We start from the raw sequence: 597 nt of genomic DNA, 5'->3' as shown, positions 1-597 counted from the left end.
AATCGCCTGCCGGGCAATGGATGATTTCCATGAACTTCAGGTTCTCGGCGCTTTCCCCGCGCGGCTGGTAGTAGAGGGTCGAACGTGCCAGTGACAGCAGGCTGCATTGCCGCCGGAGGCTGAGATCAGGATGGTCTTTCTTCACCGCTTTTTGCCTCCAGTGCCGAGGACGAGACTGGAGGCTTCCGACATCGTAGCAGCGACCGTGGCCCCAGTGGGGCCGCGAAAGCGCTGCGGAGCATCCCGTTCCACGACCAGCTGCCCGATTTTTCCTCTCGCACATGCAGGCATGTGCTGCCGGACAGCGGGACGTGCAGCTTTTCGACCTCTGCCGTCGATATCGTCGGCTCGGCGGTCGACTGGCCACTGAAGGCCTGTGCCATGTTCTTGATCGCTGTCCGTTTCCAACCGCTGATCATCGTCGGATGGATGTCATACTTCTTGGCAAGCTCGGCCGTCGTCAGCCCCTCGCGGATGGCTTCCAAAGCCACCTTCGCCTTGAACTCTGCCGAATAGCGTTTCCGTTTGGTCATTTCTGTGCGTTCTTCCTCAGGCGCTACAGCTTAACACCTGGTCCGAAATCCCGCGACCACCTCT

The 597-nt window shown here is 59.8% G+C and carries 1 protein-coding gene; it reads right to left on the bottom strand.

Annotated features, from left to right (window positions below):
* Positions 1-125: 125 nt before the first annotated feature.
* A complete protein-coding gene (locus ACN5AZ_RS18715; protein WP_419430400.1) occupies positions 126-533 on the bottom strand; it encodes a transposase in 408 nt (135 codons plus the stop codon).
* Between the last annotated feature and the right edge of the window lie 64 nt (positions 534-597).

This window comes from Sagittula sp. SSi028, assembly GCF_048553715.1.
Lineage (GTDB): Bacteria > Pseudomonadota > Alphaproteobacteria > Rhodobacterales > Rhodobacteraceae > Sagittula.
Note: the sequence above shows the minus strand (reverse complement) of the source record. Positions and strands in the feature narration are given on the sequence as shown.

Coding starts and splice junctions, on each gene's coding strand:
- ACN5AZ_RS18715 (WP_419430400.1), bottom strand. CDS start 533: ATGACCAAACGGAAACGCTATTCGGCAGAGTTCAAGGCGAAGGTGGCT.